At 34.7% G+C, this 24288-nt stretch carries 16 protein-coding genes and 1 pseudogene; 8 read left to right on the forward strand and 9 right to left on the reverse strand.

Annotated elements, in window-relative coordinates; translation table 11 throughout:
* Positions 1–561: 561 nt before the first annotated feature.
* The 3 genes and pseudogenes from UABHE_RS07850 to UABHE_RS07860 form a co-directional block, all read right to left on the reverse strand.
* A pseudogene (locus UABHE_RS07850) lies at positions 562–1307 on the reverse strand (IS1 family transposase).
* A gap of 90 nt (positions 1308–1397) precedes the next feature.
* Positions 1398–2102, reverse strand: coding sequence for a hypothetical protein (locus tag UABHE_RS07855; protein ID WP_372369696.1), 705 nt, complete (start codon positions 2100–2102; stop codon positions 1398–1400).
* Entirely contained in the window at positions 2074–2598 is a 525-nt protein-coding gene (locus UABHE_RS07860) for a hypothetical protein (protein ID WP_372369697.1), read from the reverse strand. The genes UABHE_RS07855 and UABHE_RS07860 overlap by 29 nt, the downstream gene beginning before the upstream one ends.
* 283 nt (positions 2599–2881) lie before the next feature.
* On the opposite strand from UABHE_RS07860, the gene UABHE_RS07865 reads away from it, so the two are divergent.
* Together UABHE_RS07865 and UABHE_RS07870 are read left to right on the forward strand one after the other, a co-directional pair.
* Positions 2882–3325 carry a hypothetical protein gene (locus UABHE_RS07865; RefSeq protein WP_372369698.1) on the forward strand — a complete coding sequence of 148 codons (444 nt, stop codon included), beginning with the start codon at positions 2882–2884 and terminating at the stop codon, positions 3323–3325.
* 127 nt (positions 3326–3452) lie between these two features.
* Positions 3453–5807, forward strand: coding sequence for a protein kinase (locus UABHE_RS07870; RefSeq protein ID WP_372369699.1), 2355 nt, complete (start codon positions 3453–3455; stop codon positions 5805–5807).
* Positions 5808–5888: 81 nt separating this feature from the next.
* Here UABHE_RS07870 and UABHE_RS07875 read toward each other — a convergent pair whose 3' ends face one another.
* Positions 5889–7151: a leucine-rich repeat domain-containing protein gene (locus UABHE_RS07875; protein ID WP_372369700.1), complete on the reverse strand. Its 1263-nt coding sequence runs from the start codon at positions 7149–7151 to the stop codon at positions 5889–5891.
* A gap of 541 nt (positions 7152–7692) precedes the next feature.
* On the opposite strand from UABHE_RS07875, the gene UABHE_RS07880 reads away from it, so the two are divergent.
* Positions 7693–12234, forward strand: a complete 4542-nt coding sequence (locus UABHE_RS07880) for a protein kinase (RefSeq protein WP_372369701.1) — start codon at positions 7693–7695, stop codon at positions 12232–12234.
* Positions 12235–12310: 76 nt separating this feature from the next.
* A complete protein-coding gene (locus tag UABHE_RS07885; protein WP_372369702.1) occupies positions 12311–14146 on the forward strand; it encodes a serine/threonine protein kinase in 1836 nt (611 codons plus the stop codon).
* A 45-nt stretch (positions 14147–14191) separates the two neighbouring features.
* Here UABHE_RS07885 and truA read toward each other — a convergent pair whose 3' ends face one another.
* The gene (gene truA, locus UABHE_RS07890; protein ID WP_372369703.1) at positions 14192–14989 is read right to left on the reverse strand and encodes a tRNA pseudouridine(38-40) synthase TruA; all 798 of its coding nucleotides are present in this window, start codon (positions 14987–14989) and stop codon (positions 14192–14194) included.
* A 539-nt stretch (positions 14990–15528) separates the two neighbouring features.
* Positions 15529–16104, reverse strand: coding sequence for a hypothetical protein (locus tag UABHE_RS07895; protein WP_372369704.1), 576 nt, complete (start codon positions 16102–16104; stop codon positions 15529–15531).
* A 286-nt stretch (positions 16105–16390) separates the two neighbouring features.
* Between UABHE_RS07895 and UABHE_RS07900 the strand changes: the two genes are divergently transcribed.
* The 4 genes from UABHE_RS07900 (at position 16391) to UABHE_RS07915 (ending at position 20275) form a co-directional block, all read left to right on the forward strand.
* Positions 16391–17254 carry a formylglycine-generating enzyme family protein gene (locus tag UABHE_RS07900; protein ID WP_372369705.1) on the forward strand — a complete coding sequence of 288 codons (864 nt, stop codon included), beginning with the start codon at positions 16391–16393 and terminating at the stop codon, positions 17252–17254.
* Positions 17255–17366: 112 nt separating this feature from the next.
* Complete coding sequence (locus UABHE_RS07905) at positions 17367–18221, forward strand: formylglycine-generating enzyme family protein (protein WP_372369706.1); 855 nt, start codon at positions 17367–17369, stop codon at positions 18219–18221.
* 113 nt (positions 18222–18334) lie between these two features.
* The gene (locus tag UABHE_RS07910; protein ID WP_372369707.1) at positions 18335–19198 is read left to right on the forward strand and encodes a formylglycine-generating enzyme family protein; all 864 of its coding nucleotides are present in this window, start codon (positions 18335–18337) and stop codon (positions 19196–19198) included.
* Positions 19199–19609: 411 nt separating this feature from the next.
* On the forward strand, positions 19610–20275 hold the full coding sequence (locus tag UABHE_RS07915; RefSeq protein ID WP_372369708.1) for a hypothetical protein: 666 nt from the start codon (positions 19610–19612) through the stop codon (positions 20273–20275).
* Between the two features lie 279 nt (positions 20276–20554).
* Here UABHE_RS07915 and UABHE_RS07920 read toward each other — a convergent pair whose 3' ends face one another.
* The 3 genes from UABHE_RS07920 to UABHE_RS07930 are packed head-to-tail and all read right to left on the reverse strand — an operon-like array spanning position 20555 to position 24062.
* Entirely contained in the window at positions 20555–21289 is a 735-nt protein-coding gene (locus UABHE_RS07920; RefSeq protein ID WP_372369709.1) for a hypothetical protein, read from the reverse strand.
* The gene (locus UABHE_RS07925; protein ID WP_372369710.1) at positions 21286–21855 is read right to left on the reverse strand and encodes a HEAT repeat domain-containing protein; all 570 of its coding nucleotides are present in this window, start codon (positions 21853–21855) and stop codon (positions 21286–21288) included. The genes UABHE_RS07920 and UABHE_RS07925 overlap by 4 nt, the downstream gene beginning before the upstream one ends.
* Positions 21852–24062, reverse strand: coding sequence for a transglutaminase family protein (locus UABHE_RS07930; protein ID WP_372369711.1), 2211 nt, complete (start codon positions 24060–24062; stop codon positions 21852–21854). Before UABHE_RS07930 ends, UABHE_RS07925 begins: the two co-directional genes overlap by 4 nt.
* Positions 24063–24288: the final 226 nt, after the last annotated feature.

A 24288-nucleotide genomic window follows, 5' to 3' on the forward strand; every position in this document is an offset into this window, starting at 1 on the left:
AAATATTTATTTTAAAATCATAAAAGAAATTCTTATCTCGTTTTTTCATTTATCTTTACTTTGAGGAAAAGCTTAATTTTAGAAATATCTCTTGTTCTTATAACTGTTGCGAAAAAAAATATAAACTTGATTCTTTTTAGGAAATTGAAGCCCAAGTCCAACAATAATATTTGAGTAAATATTTAACGCAACAGTTATAGGGGTATCACAACCATCTGAACGAAAAAGAGCGGTTTGGTTGTGATACCTTTATAAATTAAAGTCAGCAGAAGATACCATTATTCTACGGGAGTAAAGAAAATCTTCGAAACTGTAAACGCCTTTACTTAGAATTATTTACTAAGTAATTTGACTCTCTAAACCTTGATTTTACGTTGGCTGATAACAATAATAGATGAAGTAAAGAAAAAGGGCACTGTTGCAAAAAAATCGGTAGTGTTCCAGAATTGTTGGTTGCTCGACCATAATCATTGCCTAGCAGAAGAAAAATAAAAAAATAGAAATGCTATATCTCAATAAATTCCGCGCTTAGACCTTGTGTTTCAGAATTGTTGGTGAGCATTAAATTTGAAGACCAAATTCATGACGATTGATAAATAGTCCCACCACGAGATCATGCATCCATATGGATTTCGAGAAGCAAATAGTTTTACGAGTCAGCCGTTTTATGCGAGTGCGCAAGATTAATTGCTTTCTTTCGATTTTCTGGGTGTACTTCTTGCCCGTTGTAAGTTTATCTGCTTGGATATGGCGCTTATAAGTAGCAAGGTTATCCGTGTAAAATCGAGTAATTCCAAACGGCTTGAGAAGTTCCTTTAGCTCTAAAAATACTTCATCCTTACGTTTCCAAAGACATAAGCGAGAATTTTGCCAGTGTTACGATCTATAGCGTGCCATATCCAACGCTGATTCTTCTTTTTCTCAATAAAACTCCACTGTTCGTCAACTTCAGCTTCGCCGACCTTTTCAATTTTAACTTCCAAGTTTTCTGGGTTTACTTGCTCTAGCAAAGCGTAATTCACTTGAACTAGCTGTAATCCAGCCTTCTTCAGTATTCCAATTACTGTGGTACAACTAATTTTTAGAACACGAGCCGTATCATGAATTCCACTGGCGTTCACCGTCATGTCAATTATGGTTTGTTTCACCTCTGACTTACATCCATTGTAGGTGTAATCCAATATGAAAGTACTACTGTTACAATCCGCATTTTTACAGAAGAATCGCTGTTTTCTATTTAAAGAAAAGCCATACTTTGTCACATCAATACTTCTACATTCTGGACAATTTACTGGAATTAAAACCATGACTATCTCCCTTCTTTCACTTAAACTGTAAGAGAGATATTATATCCAGGATTCAAAAATACCTCCACCAACAATTTTGAAACATGGAGCCTAGGCATTGATTTTATTAGTATTGCGAGATATGTAGCTTCTGTTTTCCTCTGTAGGCCAATAACTGTGATGGAGATACCAACAATTCTGGAACACTACCGTTTTTCCTATTAAATAGCATTTTTTTGTCACATATTTGTAATTTTTTATGACATTACAATTCAACTGGGTAATGGCATAAGACTTTTTATACAAACCAGCCACTGCTTTGCGTTCGAGTATTTCTACTTTATTATTTTTTATAGTAATTCCAACGGGAAAAGATGTTGAGAAAAGCCATAGCATTCCGAAAATGAATACAAAATATAAGCAAAATAAAAACACATAAACACCTTCTGGCTTCTCACCTCCTACATGAATAATAAGTGAAACAATACATAAATAAGAAAGGCAAAAAGAAATAACGGATCGCCCTTTAACAGATACTAAAAAAAACTTTTTAAAGAGTAGCATTGCTCCACAAACAAATAAAAACAAAAAATCTAGAGAATACTTCTCAAAATTGTCTGGTGAGTACTGAAAAAAAACGACAATTGTGGTAAGCATTGCAATGCTTACTATACGCGATAAACGATCAAACCAGTTTTTTTGTATGATTTTTTTACTTTTGGTATGATGTATTATTAATTCTTGTTCATTCATTTTTACCAATTCATAGTCTGGTAGCAATAGCTCTTTAAACTGAGTTTTGTTTTGTGAAATCATCGCTAAGCACTTTTCTTATTGTTTCCATTGATTTATTATTCGATAAGGTTTTTAAAACCAACTTTTTATTTAAACTATTTCTTTCAATTTCTTCTTCTATAGCAGGTAAAACTACTCTAGCGCAATTATCTAATTTTTGATTCTCTCTTTTTTGTAAACGATAGAGTACTATAAAAAAAAGTGATATCGACAATCCAGCTTTGAGATAAGGAGAAATTGCGATACCAGTGATATTACTATAATCGAAATTGACTATAAAAATTAATTCTATTAAAAGGATAGGAATAAAAAGCGGTATTTTATGTTGTTCTATTTTGTATTGTTGAAGAAGTAAAAAAGCATATAGTTTGGGATGGGTTGTACTTAACAATGAATATTCATCTTCAGTCGCTTTAAAAAAAGCTATATTTGTTTTTTCGTTTGCCGCTTGTAAAAAAACAGTGTCGCCGTTTTCTAATTCTTTATTTAACAGATTATGCAGTTCTTTTTTGTTCACTAGCACTTCCTTATTTGATTACATTTAAAATTTGTATGAATGGTAGGTTACGTTTTGTTATAATTTTTACTAAAATAACTTATGTAATTTGTTGAACTTTGTTCAACTTAAAGACATTTAGTCAATAGACCCGATTTATAAAAGTTAAGGTCTTGTTTAACACGCGAACACCAAGGTAAGTTTGGCGACTCACATTTTTATTAAATTATTTAAGATAATAGTGATCTAGAGCCTACCAATGCGTTCTATTTTGAATTAAAATTTTCTAATTCGGAGAAATAAAATGCCCGCAGATTTTATTATAAGAACAGGTGATTCTATTCAAATAACAATGAACCCTCCCGAAACTTATCCAACACTAAGTGCCCCAATAACTCTCACTGGATCAGGATCATCAGTAAATGGTGTATCTATGGCCATTTGTTTAGAAGGAGATGAAACACCACAACTTCTCTTAGCTCCTCAGCCGTATCAATCTCCGACTTATTATACTACTCCTGGTATGGGAACAGTGACTATAAAACTTGGCGGTACTAATAAAACATCTAAAACAAAAAACGGCAAAGCTATTTTAATTAAAGGACAACCTTTTCAAGCAGAGTTTAGCGTAACAGTTCCTGCAATTTATGTAAATGAAGCTAGTGGTGCTACAGTCACAGATCCTGTATCTAAAAAAACTGGAACTGTGCAATTTATAACTTCTAATACTACGGTAAAAGCAAGTTGAATAAAATATACATCATAATAAAACAAACCCAAATATAAAAACAGTGGATGACTTTTTTACTCTAAGATCTGTTTACAGCACATTTTGTCCAGAATATAATTTTTTTTATCAAAGAAAGTCAACTCCAATGAAAACAGATCAATATATTAATAAATATCAAATTATCAAAAAACTAGGACAAGGTGGGGCTGGACAAGTTTGGCAGGTTTACGATTCTCAATTTAAAAGAAACTTAGCGCTAAAAGTTATTATTGGCAGTCAAACCCCAAAAACATTGCGTCGTTTTCAACGCGAAGCAAAACTCTGCGCATCTTTAGAACATCCGAATATTATCAAAATTTACGACTATTTTTTTTATAATAAGCAACCGTGCATTGTTATGCAATATGTAGAAGGAAAAAATTTAACTGACTATTTGGCTAGGGCGCAAGAAAAACTGGAAAAATTTAGTAAAGCATTCTATAACTACAATAAATGCTCAGAATTTTCCAAAGAAAAAATTTCGCAAGCTCTTGATGGATGCTTACGCATCTTTAGTAGAGATGTAAAGCAAGCAAGTCGTATATTTGATTCTCTAAATATAGTTTATGAATTGCCAGCGCCTCCTAGTTTTATTGATTCTCACGTTAACGATATTGTAAAAAAATACCACAGAGAATTTCTGCGATGGAATTATGCTCAACAGAAGAAAGAAAAAGATTTTAAATCTTTTATAGAAAAGTTCTATCAGAAAACAGACACAACAATAGTAGAACAAATTCTTGCTTCTATGTGTTATTATCCGCAAATAGAAAAAATAATAAAGCAGCGTCTTCATAAGGAAGACAATGAAAATTTAAAACGCACCTTAATACTCATTCGCCAGAAAAGTAAACTTGCTTTGTATTATAAAATTGCAAAGCTTTATCAGAGTATTATTCGTGAGCAAAAAGAACTAGGCATTCGCGGAACTAAAAAAGACATCGTTTCTTATTATAAAGAACAGATCAGTGTTGATAATATTCCTAAACTAAAAGAAATTATAATTGACAAAGAGGAGATGCCTATTCTACGATACCTGGCTTCAATTGCCGTGCATCTCTTAGAAAAAAAAATCGACAAAAGGTTTAAAAAATCTCTTATATATTTTTATGCAATTAATAAATTACGCAAAGTATATCCAACCATAAAAGAAGTTGCATATAGAGAAGATTTTCGCGAACAAAGAAAGAGTTATTTAAAGGACAACCCAAATTCATTTCTTAGTCTACTCATCGTTTCTCAATTAGAAGAAAAAAAAGATTTGCAAATTTCAATTCGCAGTCCAAATATACAAATAAAAATAATTTCAGCTGCTAAACTATGGGGAAATTACGGCGATGAAGTAGGGAAACAAGAACTATTAATCAACACAAGAAATAAGGATCCAATTATTAGGGCGTATTGTCTGCACAACTTTTTTGCATTTGCTTCAACAGATATTATTAGTCGCAACTATACTTCTCTTGTTAAACGCGGTTTTAAAGATTCTAATATTGATGTAAAAAAAGCGACTTTAACTGTTCTACCAAAATATTTTTCTGAAATAAAACAAGATATCTTGTCCTCAGAAAAGCGAAAAGAATTAAAATTTTTCGAAAGCGAAGAGTTTCTTTCGATTCTCAAAGAAATTTTGTATACGTGTCCCGATTCGATAGCAAAACCACATATTATTATATTTCTTGCAAATCTGTGCAAAGATTTTAAAGATTTCCAGTTACATTTAGGTAGTTTTATTACTAATGTAAAACAGCCTCCTTTTTTAAGATGCATAGCCTTATTGAATGTTTTTCATCTTCCGTCATCTTACATGGCTCTTTTCGGCTTTGATACAGAAAATCGCTTACTCAACTATATAAAAAACACCATCGTAAACGATTCTGTTGAAGAATTTCGCATTTTAAATTATTGCCTAATAGGCGGTTTGGGTCTTAGTTTTTTACCTTATTTACAAGAAGAAAAATCACTAAATAGTCAGGCAACAATTATTTTAGTTTCGGGATTAAAGGGAAATTTTCCTGTGCCTCTTCAAATACAAAAACGCAATCATAAAGACGATCTAGAGGCTATAAAAAAATTCTTTATTAGCAGCTCTGGGCATTTAAAAAGAGCTGCAGCGGCAGGTTATACGCTTTATAAGTCAAACTATGATAACAACAATGAAAAACCCTTGGACCACTTTTATACCACAGTAAAAGGCATAGATCTCAACGATGTAGATTTAAAAACAGGAGTGGCCGTTGGCGGTTACTGGCTTTTACAAAACGAGGTATATCCTACTTCTAATCATCTAATGACAGTGTTTCAATTAGCAAAACCATACAATGAAATTTACATTGAGCTATTTGAAAAACAAGTGAATTCTAATCCCAAACGCTACAAAAAAATCATTAAATTTCTCAGTACATTGAGTAATAAGAATAACTATGTTGAAGAAATTAAAGTATTAAACAAATCGCAATAGTGTTTTTGATCGTTAATGTTAACGATCAATTCTTTCGCGCTAATAGCTTATAATCAGTGAGACTTACTTTTGCAAGGTAACTTAGAATAATGAATCACTCGGGTTAATGCGGCAGTTTGGTAGCCAAGATTTAATTTCTTTTTGCGTATTATCTTCTATTTCGTTGTTGTCTAAATATAACTCAACAAGCTTAGTAAGCTTACTTATTGTTGTAGGCAATTTTTTCAAATGATTGTCGTCCAAATTCAGATAAGTAAGATTAGATAGTTGACCAATCTCTATAGGCAAGCTTTCTAAATGATTGTCATTTAAATCCAGATAAGTAAGATTAGATAGTTGGCTTATTTTGTCTGGTAGTTCCAGTATCTCATTACTTGCTATGTCTAATTCCTCAAGTTTTAAAAGCTGACACACTTCTATGGGGAATTTTCCTAACTGATTGTTATACAACTCTAGTTCTTTAAGACTAGAAAGTTGCGTTATCTCTGGCGGTAATGCTTTAAATTTATTGCTGCACAAATCCAATTCCTCGAGGTTAAAGAGCTTTGTTATCACTCTAGGAAACTCTTGAAACTGGTTACTGCACAAATTTAATTCTGTTAGATTAGAAAGTTGCGCTATCTCTGTTGGTAGCTCTTTTAACTTATTAGACGCCAAGATTAAACTTTTGAGATTAGAAAGTTGCGCTATCTCTGTTGGTAGCTCTTTTAACTTATTAGACGCCAAGCATAAACTTTTGAGATTGGAAAGTTTTCCTATCTCCGCTGGCAACTCTGTTATTTGGTTATTATGTAAACTTAACTTAGTTAGATGAGAAAGTTGCCCTATTTCCACCGGTAACTTTCTTAATTGATTCTTAAATAGGTCCAATTCCCTAAGATTAGAAAGTTGTCCTATCTCCGCTGGCAACTCTGTTATTTGGTTATTATGTAAACGTAACTTAGTTAGATAAGAAAGTTGTCCTATTTCTGCTGGTAACTTTGCTAATTGATTATTAAATAGTACCAATTCCCTAAGATTAGAAAGTTGTCTTATCTCTCCTGGCAATTCTGTAAATATGTTATGATGTAAAGTCAAATGAGTAATATCAGAGAAAAGTGGCCTTATCTGATCTGGTAATTTCTTTAGGTGTTTGAGACTCAATGACAAATTTTTTGAAAACCCACAATTTTGAAATTTCGAATCTTCTACATGAGCAAAGTTAACACTTGATCTAAAGCTACAGTGACTAAATAAACAATTTAAGGCATCATAACGTTCTTTTTCGTCCAAATAAAAAGTACAACCTTCATAATGAGTATTGCTTTCTATAGATTGTAATAACTTCTTTTTGATTTTCCTCAAAACAACCCCTTTTGTATCATATTTTTCTACAAAAAATTATCTCAATAAACCAAGTTACATAACTGGTAATCCTGCACAAGTGAGATTTTATTATTACAGTGTATAAAATACTCAATGGTCATACAACTAATCAATTTCGCTGACTAATCGTTGTTGTTTCATTTTGCATTTAGTTAATGTTGTTGTTAAAATCGAACTTGTTAAGTTATTTAAGACTAGGGCTGTTATCATTCAAAAATACTGTTTATTTTTTGGAGCCGAGCCCGCTTCCGAGCCTGCTTCCGAGAACGATCCCCAATTTTTTACTTGAGTTTGATGAAACAAGTAAATATTGCTATAACTTATAAAAGAGAAAATTCTCTACAACAAAATTAGAGAATTATTTAAAAATCAAGATGTTCATGATCGAAATTGTTCACCGCTATCTCTTTTCGAGGACGGAAATAGACTAGGGCTCGCAAACGGGCTCAAAGCATTTCATGCTGAATACTGACATGCCCTAGTAACTTTAAATACATTCTGCGAATTACAAAGGCCAAAAATGGACGACAAAAAATTACGTAGCTTATGGAAAAAAATAGCTTCAGATAAAGAGTTAGAAAGCCAAAATTCGGGTATGACTTATAAATCTATGTCCTCTGACCTTACTGTGATTGGTGATTCGCAAAATGCTAATATTGAAGAAAATACGACTATCTTAGACAAAACCGTTATTGAATCTAAAAATAAATCAGGAGGTTTTTTACGCTCTTCTAGTCTAAAAACTTCTGAACATAAAATATTCGGGGAAATTGCTCGTGGAGGAATGGGAGCCATTTTTCGTGGGAACCAAATTTGTCTAAACCGCGAAATCGCTATAAAAAAAATGTTGTCTCGTAACCCTCAAGCTTGCGAACGTTTTGTTTCAGAAGCAATGGTAACAGCTTTTCTTGATCACCCGAATATTGTTCCGATATACGAATTGAGCAAAAACGATAGCGAAGAAATCATGCTGGCAATGAAACTTGTTGGAGGAAATTCTTGGGATGTCGTTTTAGATAAAGAAGACCTTGACTTCAACCTCGGAATATTAACCAATGTCTGTAATGCTGTTGCGTACGCACACAGTAAAAACATTGTACACAACGACTTAAAACCTTCCAATATTATGATAGGTCAGTTTGGCGAAGTATTAGTCATGGACTGGGGATTAGCTGTTGATATCTCCAACACGCAAGAAAAACGTGCTATAGTGAAATCCGAAGTAACTGGCCCAATGGGAACACCATGTTACATGCCGTCTGAGTTGGCAGAGGGGCGTGGCGAAGATATTGGAGAATGGACTGATATCTATTTGCTTGGAGGTATTTTATACCGTATTTTAGCAGGAAAACCTCCTCACACAGGCGAAACAGTTTTTGAAGTATTGCGTTCTTCTTGTACGGAATCTACTTTTAATTTTCCACCGCAGGTCCCACAAGAAATTTGCGAAATTTGCCGTAAAGCACTTGCTTTTAAAAAAGAAAAACGCTACCAAAACGTAGCTGAATTCAATTACGCTATCCAAAATTTTATCAAACACCGAGAAAGTATTTTTATTACTGAAAAAGCCATTAGTAATACTAACGAGTGTAAGAAAAATAAAAACTTACTCCAAACAAGCAAGATATACGAAAAGCTAGCCGAAAGCATTTCGGGATTACAACAAGCTCTCGAATTATGGAGTGAAAACAGCAGAGCATGTATACTTCTGGAAGAAGCAAGAAACTCTTATGCTCAAATTGCCTTTGACAACGGTGACTTAGGATTAGCAGAAGCCCAAGCTGCCAAAATGGAGATGTCTCAATCCAAACAAGATCTGCAAGCCAAAATAATAATGGCTCAACAACAAAAAATAACTGCTGAGCGCTGGAGACGAATCACCAACTATTCACTAGTTGCATCTCTCATCGCAATTTTTACTATTGGGATTTATTCTTACTTTAAGATCGCAAAAGAAAAATCTATTGCTCTACAAAACGCACTAATTGCAGACCAACAAAAGAACATTGCCGAAGACAGGCGCAAAGATGCCGAAGGTTTACGCCGCGAAAAAGAGAAAGAGTCGGCGAGAATCAAAACAAAAATGGCAACCATCGCTTTAGCCAAAGTAAATACAGCAAAGAAAAGTAAAAATTACAGTGCAGTCGCATTGTATTCTAGTGAAGCATTACAATTCGTTCACGATATTAAAAATCAAGTAGCTAAACAAGCACAAGTAAAAAAAGAAATAGAATCTATTCAAAAAATTGGCCTAGAGAATATAACAAATGCATTAGAAGAGCATCCTTTATTGTGGCAAACATTCGATGAAAAAACTATCGTTAAAGGCGCCACCTTTCCAACATGGAGCCCTAATGGCAAGTATATTGCCATTTCACTTGGCAATAGTGTTATGTTGTGGAACACAAACGGCGAACATTACTGCACGATAGAAACAGAACAAAAAGCACAAATGTCCTGTTTTAGTCCACAAGGAAAGCGTCTAGCAATTGTTGAACAAAATGCCATAAAAATTTGGAATATGGATACACTAAAGTCAGAGAAAACGCTAGCTAATCATACCGACTTGGTCACTTTCATTGCTTTTTTTCATGACGGAGAAAAACTAGTTTCTACATCCACAGATAAAACAATTCGTATTTGGGATATTGCTAGTGGTCAACAAATATCGCAAATACTTCACAGTGACTCTATTTTTAGGGCCGACTTACATCTCGATTCGCAGAGAATGGCGTTTAGTTCTCAGCATAATGTCGGTATAGTAGACCTCATGACAAGTAAAGTAGTCGCCCAAATTGGAGAGGACAGTAAAGTCACTGATGTTAGATATTCTGATGACGTTTTAGCATACAGTTCTCACGATAGTACTATAAAACTATGGGATAAAAATCTAAACAATATTCGTAAAGTGCTAGTCGGACATAAAGGTATTGTTAATAGATTTATATTTGCATCTAGAGGAAAAATGATTTCAGGCGCTAACGATGGAACAATAAAAATTTGGGATACAGACACAGGTAAATATACCGTCTCTTCCAAGCATTTATCTTCTGTGTTGTACCTCGCACATCATCCCCATAAAAATATGTGGTGTTCTGTGACTAGCGGAGAAATAAAACTATGGAAAGATGACAAATTTACGCGACCATTTTCAGGACACGTTAAAGAATTTTTTTATCACGCATCTACAAATAAATACACGGCAACTTCCTCTAAAGAAGAAGTGAGAATTTGGGATATATATTCAGGGAAAAATATAGCAATTATCGCGCAAAAAGAAGCAAAGAGAATAACTTTTAGTAAAGACTCAAAAATATTGGCTTTATCAGGAAATGACGTGCAATTATGGGATCTTTCCACCAAAAAATTTATTGGAAAAATTCCTATTGGCAAGACAATAAAGCACATTGCCTTTCACCCCAAAAACGAAATGCTCGCTATAGTCGCCAATTACAACATCACTACTATGTGGAGCACAAAAACTCTACAAAAAGTCATGGATATAGAAACTCAGTGTTTGAATGTTTCATCGTTAAGTTTTTCTCCTAACGGCAAGAAGTTGTTAATCGCCTCTAATAGCATTTCTGCCGAAGTCTGGAACATTAGTGAACAAAAAAAGCACTACGATTACAAAAGTAAAAATAGTGATGGAACCTTATGTTTAATAGGATTTGACAACGATGAAAAGATACAAAAAGCGCTGTTCAATAGTACAGGAGAGTACTTCGCTATTTTGGGAGAGCGTAGTGGAGTATACTTTTGGAAACTAAATAATACATCTGTAAACCAAATGGGATACCTTGCTAATGAGTTATACCCATACTGGGATATTGATTTTTCTCCCCATGATTCAGAAAAAATCTTACTCAGTAATAGTTTAGGTGTACAAATAAATAGAATATATTGGGAAAAGCAAGTCACAGGAAAAAAAGCAGCAACAACAACTGTTCAAGTTATTCGACAAAAAGGAGTTTTAGGGGCATCTTTTTGTAATGACGGCAAAAATATAGTTACTGTGCTTTCTCGAACAATTCGCGTTTGGCAAGCAAAAGAAACTGATTTGCGTTTTCTCGGCCGCTTAGCAACAATAAATGCTGACGGTAGTTTAATTGCTTGGGTCGAAGGAGAGCAGGCAATTACAATAATGGATACCAAAACCTACCAAAAATGGAAAGTTTCTCAACAACACGATGTAAGTATTGTCCACCTAGCCTTTCATCCCAAAAAAAGAATTTTAGCATCTGCTGACTATCAAAGTATTATATTTTTCCACCAAATACTAGAAGACCGTACAGTGACTAGTGAAACGAATATTATTGGTAGCAGTGTTAGTTTTAGCACAGATGGAAAAGTAGCTACAACCGATATGCAGTTTGAAGCGGCTTATGTATGGGACTATAAGTCAGGTAAACAAATTTGCGAAATCGAGCATGAAGACTTTGCAAATCATGCTCTGTTAGATCCTGAAGGTCGTTTTTTAGCAACAGACAATAGTGATAATATATTTCTGTGGGACGCGACAACTGGTGAACAACTGCTGGCAATACCGATTACGAAAACAATTCATACTTTATCATTCAAGAAACCATTTTCTCTGTTCGCTGTAGGTACAGATAATCATGCGATTATTTGGGATATCAAAATGAGTACTGAGCGAATTAAAATAGGAAATCCTCCTATTTTTAAAGAAAAACGTTCGCTCGTTATTCTAAATAAAAATGAACAAACAATAAGTTATAAACAAAAAAACTCAAAAGTAGTGGATAACAATGCCAAATACATAGGCGTTGCAGAAGGCAAAGTTGTTATCCAGCAACTCGATACAGTGAGTGAACAGAACGTTGTTGTACTACTTCATTTGGATAAAGCTAAAAAAATAGAATTACAACGTAATGCCGCCGGTAAATCATTTTACTGGAATACAAAGAAAAAGAAATGGATAATGCGTACTGATTATGCAAAACTTCGCGGTATTGTGCAGTTATTTTTCAATAAAAAAGTAGCAAAAGATATGTCCTTAGAAAACGTTGTTCCATTCTCTTTTCTATGGTCTGTAAAATAAATCTCAATTTCTGGTTACGTTTTGTAGAACGTGTTTTTCGACTATGGTATTCCTTCGTTTACTTTTAGGAAACAGTATGTATAAAAATCAAAATATGGTTTTTGGGCAAATGGGAATTAGTATTGGGCTTATTCAACAACAACATATACAAAATTATATTCGCGAGTACCCACAACACACTGTACTTCTTTCCCAATGGCTACTTAGTCAGAAATGCTTGAACGAAACACAGGTAGGAGCTATTTCTGAACTTTGTGTACGTAAGACGGCAAATGCAGAAGATACAAATGCTCTAACATTTAAGAAAACGCAAGTCAAAAATACTCCTAAAAGCATTGGACGCTATCAGCTTCTTTCGCTTCTTGGACAAGGAGGAATGGGACGCGTTTATAAAGTTTTTGATCCTGTAGAGCAAAAAGAGTTGGCTTTAAAAGTTCTACTACTTAGTTCAGATTCAAATCAAAAAGCCGTTGCTAGGTTCAAACGAGAAGCAAAAACAATGTCGAAATTAAACCATCCTGGAATTGTTAGATCCTATGAAATAGGAGAAGAAAACAATCAAGTTTTTTTCACAATGGATTTAGTCGACGGAGTTTCTTTAAAAGAAATACAAACTTCACATCCAATGACAGCTAAAAAATCAATAAATTTCATTATCAAAGTATGCGAAGTTATGACTTATGCGCATGAGCAAGGAGTTATTCATCGTGATTTGAAGCCGGCCAACATCATGGTCAAAAACGATAATCCTATTATTATGGATTTTGGTTTAGCGAAAATTACCGAAGCGAGCCAAGAACTATCTAAAACAGGTGTTATTATGGGAACACTGCGCTACATGCCTCCTGAGCAAGCAGAGGGACGACACTCCGACACAACTATCCAAAGCGATTTATACTCCATTGGAGCAATTCTATACGAACTTTTAGCTAAACAACCTGTGTTTAGTAGTAAAACGCATTTGATGCTCCTCAATAGCATTTTTACCAAACCCCCGGTACCTTTATCTGAAGTTAATCCAAAGATATCTAAAGAATTAGAATATATTTGTAACAAAGCACTTGAAAAGAAAAAGAAAAATCGTTACAAAGATTGCCGTGCTCTAGCCCACGCTCTGAAAAGAATCTCTTCTAGTAATATCTCAAAAAAATCATCGAGTATTAATCGAAGAACATCAAGAATTTCAAGCATTCACCAAAGACCATCAAGAGCCTCAGGTATTCGCAAAAGATCATCAAATATTCGAAAGTCATCAAACGCATTTAAAATAACCACTGCTTTGGTATTCCTCAGCATAATCATTTTCATTACTAGTGTATTTAGTAATAAAAAAACAGTCAAACCAGTAAAACCCAGAAACGATAACAAGGTTGCTAAAAAAACTAACTCTAAAAAGCAGGAAAAATCCCTTACTATAAAAAACGACAAAGAACTGTTAAGCGAAGAAAAATCAAATTCAAAAGAAAAAACTGCAAAAAAGAAGAGTCAAGAAGTAAAAATTGCCGGCTTTAGTATTACCAATCACATAGTGCATAAAAACAATGTAGCTCTAAACCTAAACCTTGTTAGTTTGCATCCTAATCGCGGAAATGTATACTTCTTTAACGCAGGTGGGCGCAGCCAACTATCTGTTATTTTTTCCATAGATAAGAAACCACGCAATCTTTTTTTAAAGCTCCGTCACCTTGCTGCAATTGCTAATGGAAAAAATCTTTCCTCTATCAATGTCATTTTAAATGGCAAAATAGTGGCGCAAGATTTTGCGGTAACGGTAAAAAATGTTCCAAAAATTAAAAAATTCGAAATCACTGATCAAATACAAAAAGGAAAAAACGTTCTCTCTATCAAATTATCTAGACGCGCCATGAGTGCTTATTGGTTATATGCACTTGATATTGTCACTTTAGAATAAATGTTTATTACAAGTAAACATCAGGCGGATACACTGTCAAAATAACTATACTTCTTGCCATAAACCAGATTCTTCACAAATATTCGAATTTGGTAAATCAAGAAAAGAATATTCTATTTTTGATAGGTGTAGTCCTTGAGGATAGGCAAGATGAGTAAATTCACTAGCTTTTTTTTCGCGTAGATATTCCTCAAACGCGCTCAGGGACATTTTATCTAAACCTATGTCAATAAGCCTACCAACGATAACACGTACCATCCCTCGTAAAAATCTATTTGCTGTTATTTTAAAACAAATTCTTTGGCGATCTATAGTAGTAAATAATTGACTACAAGTAATATTACATAACGTATTATCATATTTATTTGGTGACTTACAAAAAGAATAATATTCGTCATATAACAATAGTAAATCACATGCTTGTTTCATTTTTTCAACATCGAGTTTTTCGATTAAATACAAAGCACTCGTCTCACTCAAAAAAGGATTTTTAATCATATGAAGATAATAATGATACGTTCTCTTTCGCGCATCAAATCGAGCATGTAGTTTTGTTGGAAAAGTCAGCACATCAAAAATAACAATATCATCTGGTAACATCTTGTTTAATCGAAAAACAATATCAAAATCCCAGTCTTTACGAATATCTACATGAAAAAAATACTGACTAGCATGAACCATTGCATCTGTTCGTCCACACCCAATACAATGAAGTTTTGTTTTGAAAATTTTCTCAAGTTTGTCTTCTATGATCTCTTGAACTGTAGCTGGATTTATCTGTCTTTGCCAACCAGAATAACGATATCCATTGTAGCCAATATGAAAAAAATATCTATACCTCACAAAACACCTCGCTAAAGCTCAATTTACAAAGAGTATTATTAAAGAGACCTTCTACTTTCTTGCATTTCGTAAAATTACCGTTTAAATCATAACAAATAAAAAAACAAACTAGAAGAAATGACCAAAAAATTATTAGTTAGGTTAGCTAACTAAGTTACGAAATCTTTAAAAAAACGAGAAGGACAATACAGTTTTTTGATAAATATCTACATCACAACCTGCTGCGATGTAGATATTAATTGGTAAAAAGAACGCAGGATTAGAGAATGCGTAATTAATGGCTCTCTGATATTCTCGCGTAGAATTAAATACATATATTTTTACCTTTTTTTGCACTTGAAACTTCGAAGAAAAAAACTTCCTATAAGCATTGAATATTTTGTCAACACGAAATATTATTTCGTGGGTAAAATCCAGTGGAGTATTACAATATAGTTTAAAATATTCTCCTTCATAAAACCAACCTTTACCTCTGCCAAACTCCCACTCTACTTCTTTAAGCTTAATACTACTTTTAAATTTACTTTTTGTAATTTTTTTTAAGAAGGACATTTTTTTGTCGCGAACAGTCTCTGATATTTTGTGTATTTTTTGGATATTTTTTTCATAATCAAAGATGATTCATTATTTTTGCGTACTTCAGAGCCAAAAGTAATCATCTGAATAAATGTATCGCGTTCTGTTTTGATTAAGCCTACTTTTTTAGTGCCATCTTTCAAAAAGACGATATCTAAATTTGGTTTGAAAGATTCTCCTTTTATTCTTTTCTTTTTCTTTAGCGTTATTAAAATTTTTCCTGCATTTTGCGGATTCCATGTACTAAATTGTTGTAAAAAACTACCAAAAGCTATGTCTTTCAATTCCTGTGGAGAAGTTACTTTTGTATATTTTAAATGTAGAGAAGAAGATACGACATCATGCCACAGTAACTTATTTTTTTGCCATTTGTTTACGACACATAAAGCGCGTACTTTTTGCCATTTTTGCCACTTCCCATCGTCTACTTCTTTGTGGTGCATTTCAAAGTAACTTTTGGTATTTTTAGTTATTAAGAAATTTAATTCATAACCATTTAAAGCAAATGCCTCTGTCTCTTTGTAATCTACGGAGCTCATTTTCCCAACTACTTTTGATATTTCGATAATAGGAGATCCTGCCGGAGCTATTTGTGGTATTATTCGGTTATGCGTAGGGCTTTCGTCCAGAAGCGTGCGGTCGGCGTTTCGCGACCACTACGAGGCTGACCCTACGATGATAATATTGGCTTTCGTTTTTGCCTGAGATCATAAAATAAAGCAGCGGAACTGAGAAAAGAAATGTATAGGAAACGGTGGAACCGTTGGGAAAACATTTCGAAGAGAATAGAGGCAAAGTAATATAAAATGAAAATTGGAGTTTGAGATGAGTAAAAGAGTAGTAAAGGGTCAATCATTAAAAGCAGTAGAGGCAAATACTAAATATATGGGATGTACATTTTATTTAGATTGTGTTGACGGCCAAGATTTTTTGGGAACAGAGTTTGACAACTGCTCATTTCGCGGATGGTTTAGCGATTGGGGGCGAGATGAATATGGGCTGTGGATGGCGTTTACTTACAAAAATGTACGGCAAGTAATGCGTTGGATAACACCAGGAATGTTTATGATGGGATCTCCAGAAATGGAGGAAGGTCGATATGTAAATGAAGTACAGCATCAAGTAACAATTAGCAAAGGATTTTGGTTGGCAGAAACAGTGTGTACTCAAGAATTGTGGAAAGCGGTGATGGGAGATAATCCAAGTGAGTTTGAAGGTGATAAGAATCCTGTAGAGACGGTAAGCTGGGATGAGTGCAATGCGTTTATGAAAAAACTAAACGAAGAGGTGTTGGAATTGGAATTGCTTTTACCAACAGAGGCACAGTGGGAATATGCATGTCGCGCAGGGACGACGACAGCGTTTAGTTTTGGTGAAAGTATTACAAAAAAACAAGTGAATTATGAAGGAGAGTCAACGGTAGAAGTAAAATCGTTTGGGTGCAATAATTGGGGATTGTATGAGATACACGGGAATGTGTGGGAATGGTGTAGTGATCGGTATGGTGAATATGATAATTATATTTCGATAACAACGGATCCTGCCGGAGCTATTCGTGGTGCCTACCGTGTCATGCGCGGCGGTTTCTGGAGCAATTCGCCTGGGTACGTGCGCTCTGCATCCCGCGGCAGGTACGAGCCCAACGACCGCAACGACGGCATTGGTTTTCGGTTTTGCCTGAGGTCATAAAATAAAGCAGCGGAGCTGAAAAAAGAAATGTACAGGAGACAGTGGAACCGTCGAGAAGGCATTTCGACGAGAATAGAGGTAAAGTAATATAAAATGAAAATTGGAGTTTGAGATGCGTAAAAGAGTAAAGGGTAAGTCATTAAAAGCAGTAGAGGCACATACAAAATACATGGGATGTACGTTTTATTTAGATTGTGTTGACGGCGAAGATTTTGTGGGAACAGAGTTTGACAACTGTTCATTTCGCGGATGGTTTAGCAATTGGGGGCGAGATGAATATGGGCTGTGGATGGCGTTTACTTATAAAAATGTACGCCAAGTAATGCGTTGGATAACACCAGGAACGTTTATGATGGGATCTCCAGAAATGGAGGAAGGTCGATATGAAAATGAAGTACAGCATCAAGTAACAATTAGCAAAGGGTTTTGGTTAGGAGAAACAGTGTGCACTCAAGAATTGTGGAAAGCGGTGATGGGAGATAATCCAAGTGAGTTTGAAAGTGATAATAACCCTGTAGAGACGGTAAGTTGGGATGAGTGCAATGCGTTTATGAAAAAACTAAACGAAGAAGTGTTAGAATTTGAATTGTGCTTGCCAACAGAGGCAGAGTGGGAATATGCATGTCGCGCAGGGACGATGACAGCGTTTAGTTTTGGTGAAAGTATTACAAAAAAACAAGCGAATTATGAAGGTAAGTCAACGGTAGAAGTAAAATCGTTTGCGTGCAATAATTGGGGATTGTATGAGATGCACGGGAATGTATGGGAATGGTGTAGTGATTGGTATGATGAATATGATATTTCGATAACAACAGATCCTACCGGAGCTATTCGTGGTTCTTACCGTGTCTTACGTAGCGGTAGCTGGGGCGACTCGTCTGGGCGCGTGCGCTCTGCGGCCCGCTCCGGGTTCGTTCCCGTCAACCGCGGCGACTTTATTGGTTTTCGGTTTTGCCTGAGGTCATAAAATAAAGCAGCGGAGCTGAGAAAGGGAAACGTATAGGAGGCGGCGGAGCCGTCGGGAAAACATTTCGAAGAGAGTAGAGATAAAGTAATATAAAATGAAAATTGGAGTTTGAGATGCGTAAAAGAGTAGTAAAGGGTAAGTCATTAAAAGCAGTAGAGGCACATACGAAATATATGGCATGTACGTTTTATTTAGATTGTGTTGACGGCGAAGATTTTGCGGGAACAGAGTTTGACAACTGCTCATTTCGCGGATGGTTTAACGATTGGGGGCGAGATGAATATGGGCTGTGGATGGCGTTTACTTACAAAAATGTACGCCAAGTAATGCGTTGGATAACACCAGGAACATTTATGATGGGATCTGCAGAAACGGAGGAAGGTCGATGTGAAAATGAAGTGCAACATCAAGTATCAATTAGTAAAGGATTTTGGTTAGGAGAAACAGTGTGTACTCAAGAATTGTGGCAAGCGGTGATAGGGGATAATCCAAGCGAGTTTAAAGGTGACAAAAATCCTGTGGAGTGTGTAAGTTGGCATGATTGCAATGCGTTTATGGAAAAGCTAAACGAGGAGGTGTTAGAATTGGAATTGTGCTTGCCAACAGAGGCGCAGTGGGAATATGCATGCCGAGCAGGGACGATGACAGCGTTTAGTTTTGGTGAAAGTATTACAGCAAGCCAAGTAAATTACGATGAAACGGTAAGAGCAACAGTAGAAGTCAAATCATTTCCATGCAATAATTGGGGATTGTATGAGATGCACGGGAATGTATGGGAATGGTGTAACGATTGGTATGATAAATATGATATTTCGATAACAACAGATCCTATAGGAGCTACTAGCGGTTCGGAACGTGTAGTACGCGGTGGTAGTTGGTGTGACTTTACCGAAGATGCTCGCTCTGCTTACCATTTGGGCTTCCACCCTGAGGTCTTCATCTACGCTTTGGGTTTTCGTTTTGCTCTGAGGTCATAAAATGAAGTGACGGAGCTGTGAAATAAATGTATAAGAGAGAGCTGTTGAGAAGGAATTTCATGGAAGAAAGTAGAGTAATACTTGCTAATATGAAGTTCCAATTTTTGATTTGAGGATAATTTTTCTTCTTTTGAATCTAAGAGTGAGAAACTATAGGTCTAAAGTAATATCGATATAAAATATGAGTTTTGTGTTGTTTGTTACGTTATCTTAACGTTTAATTTAGCTCCTCATCAAAAAACATTAGAATGGAGAAGAAAATTGTGTTAATCTTTACATGTAAGATATACGATATCTAAAACCTTTAAAACCTTTAGGAGAAATCTATTCAAAAACAAAAGTATATTTAACCAAGAAATCCTAACCAGAGCTCTAGATATAAAAAAACGTTGCTATCAACTTTTAAGACGCATGAATCAAGGATATTATCATGTTCACTACAAAGAGCTTGGAAAATCACTAGAACGTATTAGAATCACCGTTACACAACGCGAAAACATACTACCAACCCTTATAGCCACTATCATGGAAACTTATTCCAATTTGCCTCAAGACAGTAGACCAAAAACTTTTAAAGAACAAGACATCAAAGAGTTTTGTTGTTTTTTTCTTTCTTTTCTTTCCTCTTATAACTATCAAGAGGGTCTTGAATTGTATTTAAAAAAACATTCCTATTGCGATGAAGTTCTGATGTATTCTAACATTCCTTATTTCACAACCAAAAAACTGAAAAAAAGTGACAAGAAGTATGCTGATTTATTTCAAGCTAAAACTTTAACAAAAATTCTAAAAGTATCGAGTTATGAGCCACCACAAAAAGTTATAGAGTTTCTAGCACAGAAAAATTATCTACAACAACCGTTAGCTGCAGTAACATATGCTGAACAGTTGATATTAGGCTGTAAAGGAGAACCAATTTATGTATCATTTTTGGTTTTATGGAGAAGGTTCGCCTGGAGCCAAGGTAGCCCCAAAAAGGACTTTGTATTTGACACCGAAGTAGTTTTAAATGCCGAAAAACAAATAAAGCAAAAAATTACTGATTGCAACATTTTTGGTGGTGAACTAAACGTTTAATATAAAGATCGTTTACGCTCACCAATCGCCGTAAACGATCTTTATCATTGATATATGAACGAAAATCACGAGCGTAAACGAACAATGTAGCAACGAGGCGTATGTAAGGCATGGTAGGAACAACGACTTTGTCAACAGAGCAAATCGTGTCAGAGCAAAATCGTGTCAGAGCAAAATCGTGTCAGAGCAAAATCGTGTCAGAGCAAAATCGTGTCAGAGCAAAATCGTGTCAGAGCAAAACAGATTCTAGTTATAGTTCTGTTATTTCACATCCCAAATTCAATCTATATAGCGTTTATTTAAATAGGCATCATATAAAACTATAGACTTATTCTGCGAAGGGATATAAAACAAAACGCTTCCTGTCCCTAACAACAAGTGTTTTAAGGTACAGCCCTTTGTGCAGTTAATTTGTAAGCCTCCATCCTTGTATGTCACTATTTTGCCAAAAATGTTGCAACTACAAATTTTATTTTCGTTCCAAGTCCAAATCCAACTTTTACACAAAAAATTGTAAGAAATAGTAATCATCGTTACGAGCGTAAGAACTACACCTACTACATAAAAAAAAGAGGACGAAGCGTAAATATTTGTTTTTATTCCTGTTTGTAACAGAAAAATAATTGCATGAGATATAGCAAAAAAACAACCTCCTATTACACCAATCAACCAATTTTCTAGGGAAATCAAAGGCATAATCATAGCCCAGAGAACAATAAACCCCACCATTTTTTGAGCTTGGGGATCGGAGGATATTCTTTCTACAAGAAATGCATAATAGTCATTAGCAAAAAAGAGCGCATATCCAAAAAATAGAATCATCGCAACAAGCATCAACGATTTGAAATCAGAAAAATCGATAACTAAAACTAATAGATTTAAAGTGAATACAAAGAAAAATATAAGAGCGGTAAGTTTATTTTGTTCTGGCATCAAGGAACACACAAAAGATGTAATTATTAACGGATAAAAAAAAGCAATTTTCGGCATCGGTAATATTCGCGTTTTTTTCATTTCTTACCTTTTTTGCTTTGACGCTTTTTTTTGTACTTCCTCCCCAAATTTTGCCAATTTTTACGCATTATTTTTACTCTTTCTAAGGAAGATGCCATAGTAATGTATTTGTTTTTTTTGGTAATTGTTTGCAAAGCAATCATCGCTCTTTTTTGTATCATTATGTTTTCGACTTCTAGCATATTTAGGTAAAATGTTATATTGTGATAGCCTATCTGTAAAAGAGCTTTTAGCGCTACGCTTTTAACCCACCAAGGGTCTTCTTTGTCATCTATTACAGCGAGAAGTGTTTTTTTTGCTGGTTTGTATTTGAATTCACCTAGTTTTTCAATAATAAAGTAGCGTACTGGATTATTATCTTCTCGTCTGCGACCGATTTGTAAGCACTCAAGTAATGTTGGAGCAACGCTGGGATTTGTAAAAGCCATCAAGTCGAATTGTGCTGGACCAGAAACGTATTTTCTGAATTGTAATTTGCTTTTGATAAAATCAACTGCTTTAGTTTCTGAGACTTGTGCTTGCGTTACCATAATAAAAAAAATACCTAAAATTATGTTTTTCATCATTTGTTCTCCGTCAAAATTTTGCGAACACTTTGTAGTCCACTTTGGGCATCTATGTCAATAGGGTAATAAGCTAGGGCTTCTTCGAAATATTGCTGCGCTTTTTTGTATTGTTTTTGCTGCACGCAAATTAAGCCTTTTCCATAAAAAACTTCAGGATCTTGGTAGGTCATTTTTTGTGATTTCTCGAAAAACTCGTTTGCTTTATCAATTTCTCCCATGTGCACTAGTACAATTCCCAACTTTGGATATACATAAGAATAATAAGTCTTAATTTCTGTTTCTAAAACAAATTGTCCTAACGCATATGCCTTATCGTATTCACCTAGTTTTGTATAAAACTGCATTTTTGAAAGTATTAAGAATATGTTGTCAAAAAAGCCGCGCATAGTGTTATTGGCTTTTATATATGAATTGCAAAATTCAATGCCTTTCTTATACTGTCCTGAAACATAATAAATTTGCGCTTCCATTAGAGTTAAGTCAGTGGTAGTTTCGCCTGTTTTTTTTAAATTGTAGGCTTTATCTATGTATTTTAAAGCCTTATCAAATTGTTTAGCACCAATACAAGCTCTGGAAATCAAAACGTACGATGTCACATTCTTTTCTCGTTGTAAACTCTTCTCAAAATTGATAATCGCTTGTTTGTAGTTCCCTTCATAGTATAAATTACTATAAGCAAGTAAATTTAAACATTCGTTATCTTCAGGATGCAATTTAAAACTTAAGCGTATATCTCTTTGCATACGCCTTACCATTTCATCTCTTTGTGGTGAGTGATTCAAACGTTTTACTTCATCTCCATTGAGAGACGAACGATTAAAATATATGTAACCTAATACTTCTCGTGGTTTTAGATTTTTCAAGAATAACTCATTTTTTACCGCCTCTTCTGATATTCCGTAGCGCTCAATATATTCTTCATCAGTTATGTTTTGTGCTGGAATTTGCTCAACGCGGTCACTTTCTTGCAAAAGTTGTAATAACTGTTTCTTGGGGTCTTTGCTATATTTTGGTACGTGAAGAGTTTCAACATTAATACGAGTAGTTCCATCATCCCAACGCACAAAAATATGCTGTGGAACACTAACACCGTAGATTGGAAGTTCTTTACCTTTGTAGCTCAAGCGCTGTGCGAGCGCTATCCATAATTCTGCAAAACCTAAGCAATAACCTTGTCGCCCTTCTAGTATTAAGCTTAAGTAGAGATTACTGTGGTCCCAACCATTTTGACTGCTTCCAAATTGCAAAACTTCGTATAAATGATGAGCAATAGCTTTAATTACCTGTTGTGGCGTCTGTTTATCATTTATATTTTCCTGGACTTCAGCAACTATGGTGTCTAACTCGTGAAGCCATTTCTCAATATCAACATCACGATCAAAAGTTTCTTTTATCGAAGAATTAGATATAAGTAGACAAGCCATTGTAAAATCAAAATCCTCAGGTTTATCTTCTAATAACTGCTCTAGAGATTCGGGTATTTCATATTGCTTTTTAGGGCGCTCTTTTCTCTTGTACGGTTTTTTAAATTTTTTTACAACTTTTGGGTTAGCTTTTGGTTTACTTTTTTCTTTATGAATTTTCTTTATCGGCTTTGTTTTTTTTAAATTTTCTTCTTTTGATATTTTTTTTTGCGGTTTTTGTGAATTACGTTTAATCTGCTGTTTTTTGCTTTGTGCAACATTCGTTCTAACCTTCTGCGGCCCACCAAGAGCAAATAAACATAACGCAATGGTTAAAAACAACACTCCCACGCCGCAAACTATTTTTATCGGCAATTTATTATTCTTCGATGAACTGCGCCGTAACCTTTGAGTTGATCTATTCTGGCGTAAAGAAGAAGAATTTATTCTTTGGGTTGTGCCTGTCTTTTTCGTTATCGATTGTGCACTAGGCTTTTTTGCTGAAGTTCGCTGTGTAGATGAGTTTGTTTTTTGAGTATTATTGCGCTTTGAAATTGTAGATCTGTTTAGTCTTTGTGTATTATTATTGCGCTTTGAAATTGTAGATCTGTTTAGTCTTTGTGTATTATTATTGCGCTTTGAAATTGCAGATCGATTTAGCCTTTGTGTATTTCCAAGATTACCCTTAACAACATTGTAATTCTCTCCGCAGTTCTTGCAATTAACTGTTCTACCCTGTAACCTTTCAGGCACTCTTTGTTTTTCTTTGCAATGTTCGCAAACAGCATAGATAAATCTACTCATAATTGACCTTCTATCTTAATATATTAAGTAAACAAAAGATTAACAATCTGTCTTATGTAGGGTGACATCCATCTTTCTTATGATTAACTCTTTTAGAGATTAGTCTCGTTACATTTCAACTGTAAAGCGCAACTTTGCGCTTTCAAAAAACTACTCTCTAAAATAACCCATTGTATAAAAGTTTAGATATTGACATACCCTAACAATATATCCCCCTATTATATAA

The organism is Candidatus Uabimicrobium helgolandensis (genome assembly GCF_041508025.1).
In the GTDB taxonomy this organism is placed as follows: domain Bacteria; phylum Planctomycetota; class Uabimicrobiia; order Uabimicrobiales; family Uabimicrobiaceae; genus Uabimicrobium; species Uabimicrobium helgolandensis.